General features: G+C 53.6%; 9 protein-coding genes. All 9 read right to left on the reverse strand.

The features are described 5' to 3' along the window. A partial coding sequence (locus V2546_RS15515) for a relaxase/mobilization nuclease domain-containing protein (protein WP_486463605.1) occupies positions 1–1,308 on the reverse strand: 1,308 nt, incomplete at its 3' end. A 94-nt stretch (positions 1,309–1,402) separates the two neighbouring features. Then, positions 1,403–1,693, reverse strand: coding sequence for a CD1845 family protein (locus V2546_RS15520; RefSeq protein ID WP_023042378.1), 291 nt, complete (start codon positions 1,691–1,693; stop codon positions 1,403–1,405). A 161-nt stretch (positions 1,694–1,854) separates the two neighbouring features. Next, positions 1,855–2,223: a VapD family protein gene (gene vapD, locus V2546_RS15525; RefSeq protein ID WP_016306491.1), complete on the reverse strand. Its 369-nt coding sequence runs from the start codon at positions 2,221–2,223 to the stop codon at positions 1,855–1,857. 3 nt (positions 2,224–2,226) lie between these two features. Next, positions 2,227–2,565: a hypothetical protein gene (locus V2546_RS15530; RefSeq protein WP_016306492.1), complete on the reverse strand. Its 339-nt coding sequence runs from the start codon at positions 2,563–2,565 to the stop codon at positions 2,227–2,229. Between the two features lie 160 nt (positions 2,566–2,725). Beyond that, a complete protein-coding gene (locus V2546_RS15535) occupies positions 2,726–3,067 on the reverse strand; it encodes a plasmid mobilization protein (RefSeq protein WP_015553878.1) in 342 nt (113 codons plus the stop codon). Continuing rightward, a complete protein-coding gene (locus tag V2546_RS15540) occupies positions 3,067–3,249 on the reverse strand; it encodes a DUF4316 domain-containing protein (protein WP_107001173.1) in 183 nt (60 codons plus the stop codon). The genes V2546_RS15535 and V2546_RS15540 overlap by 1 nt, the downstream gene beginning before the upstream one ends. Before the next feature lie 12 nt (positions 3,250–3,261). Beyond that, positions 3,262–3,852 carry a defense against restriction DarA-related protein gene (locus V2546_RS15545; RefSeq protein ID WP_227589686.1) on the reverse strand — a complete coding sequence of 197 codons (591 nt, stop codon included), beginning with the start codon at positions 3,850–3,852 and terminating at the stop codon, positions 3,262–3,264. Between the two features lie 132 nt (positions 3,853–3,984). Further along, complete coding sequence (locus V2546_RS15550) at positions 3,985–4,386, reverse strand: cysteine-rich VLP protein (protein ID WP_050005650.1); 402 nt, start codon at positions 4,384–4,386, stop codon at positions 3,985–3,987. After that, on the reverse strand, positions 4,387–4,578 hold the full coding sequence (locus V2546_RS15555; RefSeq protein WP_003500082.1) for a hypothetical protein: 192 nt from the start codon (positions 4,576–4,578) through the stop codon (positions 4,387–4,389). It abuts the gene before it with no gap. Between the last annotated feature and the right edge of the window lie 58 nt (positions 4,579–4,636).

The raw sequence follows: 4,636 nt of genomic DNA on the forward strand, positions 1-4,636 counted from the left end.
TCGTGCCTTCTGGTATTCTCCATAGAGCTGTTTTTTCTTTGCTGTGAGCTTACGGCCTTCTTCCTTCAGCACATCCATTTTGGGGAGCTTTGCCCCGCCCAGCAGAGAGCGCATTTCCGCTTGTGCAACCCGGTACAGTTCAAGGTCGGCCTCATGCTCCGCAAGGAATTTCCTGCTGTACTTCGTCGCCTTATACTGCTCAAAGACTGGGCGGGTTTTGGCATACTGAACCGTTGCAGCCTTTAGCCCGGCATTGGTTTTCATAGCCTGTTCCGTCTGCTTGACCTGCTCGGAAATAGCATGGAAACGGTCTGCCGCCTCGGTGGCTTTCTGCGCCAACTGCTCATAATCGGTCAGGTTATTGTCCTGTATATAGGCAAGAGCGGCGGCCATCTGCTTAATGTTAAATACCTTCGCCCAGCGTTCATATCCAGGCCCCTTACCGGCAGCCAGCTTTGCTTGAATATCCACCGCCAGACTGATTTTCCGTTCCGAGCGCCCGGGGCGTTTTTCTTTGCCCTCAATGGCAGACAGAACATCTTGCAAGTCGTAGCCGTCTCCCAGCGTGGAAGCCCGCAGACGGGTAAAGCGTTCCTGTCCCTGCCCGGTCAGCCGGAAACTGATACCGCCGCCCCGAACCGTCTTGACCTCATATCCGGCCCGCTTCATCAGATTGAGAAATTCGTCCAGATCAGCGGGGCGTTCCGCCAGCGCAGTATCAATGGCAAGGCGCAGTCTGTCCTGATAGGAAAGCGGCCCTTTTCGTTCTTTCTGCCATTCTCCATAATTCCGATACTTGCCCTTGCTCCGGGGCTTCGGGTTCTCTACAATGGACAGCCCGTTTTCAAGGCACAGCCTGTCAGAGAGCCGCCGGAGGGCGAAGCTGGAGCCCCAAAAGTTTCGGAATTTCCGGGTGCAGTCAAGGGTGGTGGAGTTGTAATAAATGTGACAATGGATGTGCTGCTTATCGGTGTGCGTGGTAACGATAAAAGCGTGCCGCCCCTTTGTCCAGCGCATAGCCAGCTCATAGCCGATACGGTTCGCCTCCTTCGGGGTGATCTCGCCCGGATAGAAGGATTGTCGTATCTGATAGCACAGCACATCATTTTCTTTTTTCTGTTCCCGGCCCGTCATAGCGGCATAGCTGGCTTTTGCCAAAAGGAACTCGTCCGCCACGGTGGCCGGATCACATTCATAAGCGGAGATATACTTTCCTCTTTCTGTTTTCTCCGGGTCCTTGCCATAGTCCAGACAATCCCGGATTGCCTCGGCAATCGTTTCGCCTTCGCCCGCATGGCGCTGCAACAAAGTTGTGGTAGCCAGAAATCATCCCTCCTTTCCATGAGAAAAGGGCGGCCCATCCAGACCGCCCCGACTTCGGGCCAACATGGCCCGAGGCTGTTTAACTTGCCAGAAACCGGTACAGAGCGGATTTGCCTCCGTCCAGCGCCCAAAGAAGGGAGCCCGCCGCCGCTTGCAGTCCATACGGCGAAAGAAGGAAAGCGAGAAACAGAAATACAATCCCGCCTATGGGCGTCGGCGTGAAAAAGAGAGCGACACCCAGCACCACCAGAATCACAGAGGCAATCGTCAGCAGGACGGCACAAATATCAAACAGGAATACCAGCAGAGCCGCCAGAAGGGACAACGCTAAAGCAAAGGGAGCAACCAATATTTTCAGCAGTATCTTCATCTCCAAAACCTCCTTTATCTATCCTTCCTACCTCTATTTTATCATGCCTGCCCGGGGACATAAATGTTGCGAAAGATTAGTGAATCCTGTCCCAAACCTTCGGGCCATGATGGCCCGAAAACAGAAAAAGCAGGACACATTCATGTCCTGCCAAATTTCTGCTATTCTGTTTCCTGCTGCGGGCAATCGGGAACTGTCAGCAGCGAAGTGTCGATAACAATATCCTCTGCTGGTTTCAAGAGCTCTGTCAAATCGTGCTGCCGTCCCACGTTGGTCACATCAATTTTATTCACGCATATTCCAATCCACGGAAACTGTCTGCTTAATTCATCCATCAAGTCGTATATATCAGCAGTTGCCAGCTTATCATCCGATATGTAGCCGGAGCCTTGACGGTGAGAAAAACGATGCCGTTTGAAGAACCGGCGCAAGTCGTCATACGCCTGCCGGTAATTGGCTCCGGGGTAATGCTCTTTTAATTGATGGGTGTCCAGATCAAAATTTAAGGCTTTGAAATATTTTCTCTCCAAAACTCAAGCCCTCATTGCTGTTTTTTCCTGATAGTGGGTCAACAGATCTTCTTCATTGAAATCATCTGGACTGTCAGAATCGTCACTGTCACAAAGACGCCACACAGAAACATTATCCATGAACCATGTCTGCCGCTTCAAGGTATTGACGATCCGGCCGAACAGACTAAAATCCCTCGCTCTGCCGCAGTCACGGAATACCAAAGCGCCGGAACCATCCTCCATACGGGGAAGGCCCACGGTTTGGAATGTATGATTGATTGTGTTGTAAATGCCATCCAGCCGGTACTTATTTTCGGCTGTGATTTTATCATCATTCATGCGAATAACCATTTTCAGCATGGTATCAGCCTCCCTTCTTGAATTATTATATCATTATAGAGCTGGTTCTACAATCTTGAAAATCTGAATTTTTTATGACGGGCTTCGGGTCATGCTGGCCCGAAGTGGTAAAAAAAGAGCAGGGCGGCAAGCCCCACAACGGAAGCCTGCCGCCCTCGTCTTACTTTGCCACCAGCTCGGAAAGCTCCCGCAGCACTTTTGACACCTCGCCCCACAGCTTTTCATAGTCCCGCTTCAATCCGTCGATTTCCTCCGGGTACACGCCATAGGTGTGTGCGTGTACGGCGACCTGATTGAGATTGTTGGAACAGCGCCGTTGCAGAGAGATCAATTCTTTTACGGGCGCAAGGTCGATGTGCAGGATATACCCGTTCAGAGCCATTTTCCGTACATAGGCCCCGGCGTTGGAAATGCCCGCCTCGGCCATCCGTTCATGGATGGCTGCCAGCTCGTCCGGCGTTACCATGACGTGCAGATGGACATTCCGCTTGCGGTTCTCCATCATCGTTCCAGCTCCCGGCCTTTCCGGCGCTTTTTGGGTTCCTTTACCTTATCCAGCGGTTTTGCGTCCAGCTCCGGGGGCGTGGGTTGGATGGGCGTGTTGTTGGGTACGCCGTCAATCATGTTGCAGTTCTGCTCCGTGGAGAGCTCGGCGGTTTTCAGATAGTTGTCTTTTTCGTGCATGGCGATCCTCCTTTATCGTTCCTCATGGTTTTTATGGCTCCGCTTCTGGCCGGGCTCCTTCGGGGGTTCCTGCCCTCTGGTTCCTTCTTTGAGCCGGGCGGTAATGGATGAGCGCACCCGGTCAGGATTGCCCGGTGCTGGTTTCAGTTCATAATCCTCCATTTGCTTTTCGGTCAGCGGCTTTGTGTAGGTCAGTTCGCCCCATGCCATCAGCCTGCCGTCTGCCACAGGACGCCGCCTGTCATCGTCGTAGTTGACAATGGAAAGAGGCTGGTTATCCGGCGGCTTCGGGTAAGTTCCTATGTCCACGGGCCGCTGGGTGGAATAATAGCGGTAAACGCCTTCCGGTCCCAGCTCGGTATGCTTGACCGCCGCATGGTAAAGCTGCTGATAATCGTCCACCCGGCGGTCAAAATCCCGCTGCGCCCATGCCTGGCTGTTTCCATAGCGGCCCCAGTAGTAATCCCGATGGCCGTTTTCCCCCTCGGTAAACTGCCAGGTCACAAAGGGGCTCGGCGCTCCCGGATTATGCCCAAGCGCAAAGCCGTGTCCAGTTTCAAAGGTGGCAGCTTTCAAAATCACATATCCTTGTACTGTCTCCAAGAGATCCCTCCTTTCTGTGCCTCGGGCCAACATGACCCGAAGTGCTGGATGTTACGAAATAAGAGGGCAGACCGGGGAGGAATGTAATAAGATATTCCCACCCCGGAAACACCCTCAAAAAAGCCCGGAATGTCAAGCCTTTGGAGGCGGCAAATCGTAACAGCCGCCCGGCCTTTTCTCCCGCATTTTCCTCATGCGTTCCCGGCTTTTCCGGCGGTTCCCTTCGGCCTTGCAGGCGTCGGAACAGTAGGCTTGACGCCCCTCGGGCAAAAACGCCTTTCCGCAGACCGCACAGGCCCGCAGCTCCGGGGAGATGCCTTCCGTTGTCAGCGACGCTTGAAGCTCCGGGTTAAGAGGCAGGACAGCCTCACGGAAATAACGGCAGTACGCCCCTGTCCAGCACTTGTGCAGCATATAGCAGGCACAGTCAAGAGGAAGGCACAGGCCGCTTTCCCGGTCATAGTTGGCGCACATCCCCGTGACCAGAGTGCGGATTTTCTTCTTCTCGTCACGGGTCAGCTCCCGGGCGTCCATTTATGACTTCGGGCCACGATGGCCCGAAGGGCGGGGCTCCACGATCAGCGCCCGGAACTTCTTCCGGCACTGTTTTTTCTTTCCTTTGCACTCCTTGTAGTAACGGCATCCCTTACAAGGATCGTCATTGTCCCAGCCGGGGTGCGGTACTTCCTTCATCATTCGTTCAAAAGGGCTGCTTGTAAAATTCATTCTCATTCCTCCGTATCTTCCTCCCACGGCGGGGTATCTTCGTCCTCGGGTTCCTCTG

Origin of the sequence: Clostridium sp. CM74B_53 (assembly GCF_036318045.1) — a bacterium.
Taxonomy (GTDB): Bacteria; Bacillota; Clostridia; order Lachnospirales; family Lachnospiraceae; genus Pilosibacter.

Coding starts and splice junctions, on each gene's coding strand:
- V2546_RS15520 (WP_023042378.1), bottom strand. CDS start 1,693: ATGAAGATACTGCTGAAAATATTGGTTGCTCCCTTTGCTTTAGCGTTG.
- V2546_RS15530 (WP_016306492.1), bottom strand. CDS start 2,565: ATGCTGAAAATGGTTATTCGCATGAATGATGATAAAATCACAGCCGAA.
- V2546_RS15535 (WP_015553878.1), bottom strand. CDS start 3,067: ATGGAGAACCGCAAGCGGAATGTCCATCTGCACGTCATGGTAACGCCG.
- V2546_RS15540 (WP_107001173.1), bottom strand. CDS start 3,249: ATGCACGAAAAAGACAACTATCTGAAAACCGCCGAGCTCTCCACGGAG.
- V2546_RS15550 (WP_050005650.1), bottom strand. CDS start 4,386: ATGGACGCCCGGGAGCTGACCCGTGACGAGAAGAAGAAAATCCGCACT.
- V2546_RS15555 (WP_003500082.1), bottom strand. CDS start 4,578: ATGAATTTTACAAGCAGCCCTTTTGAACGAATGATGAAGGAAGTACCG.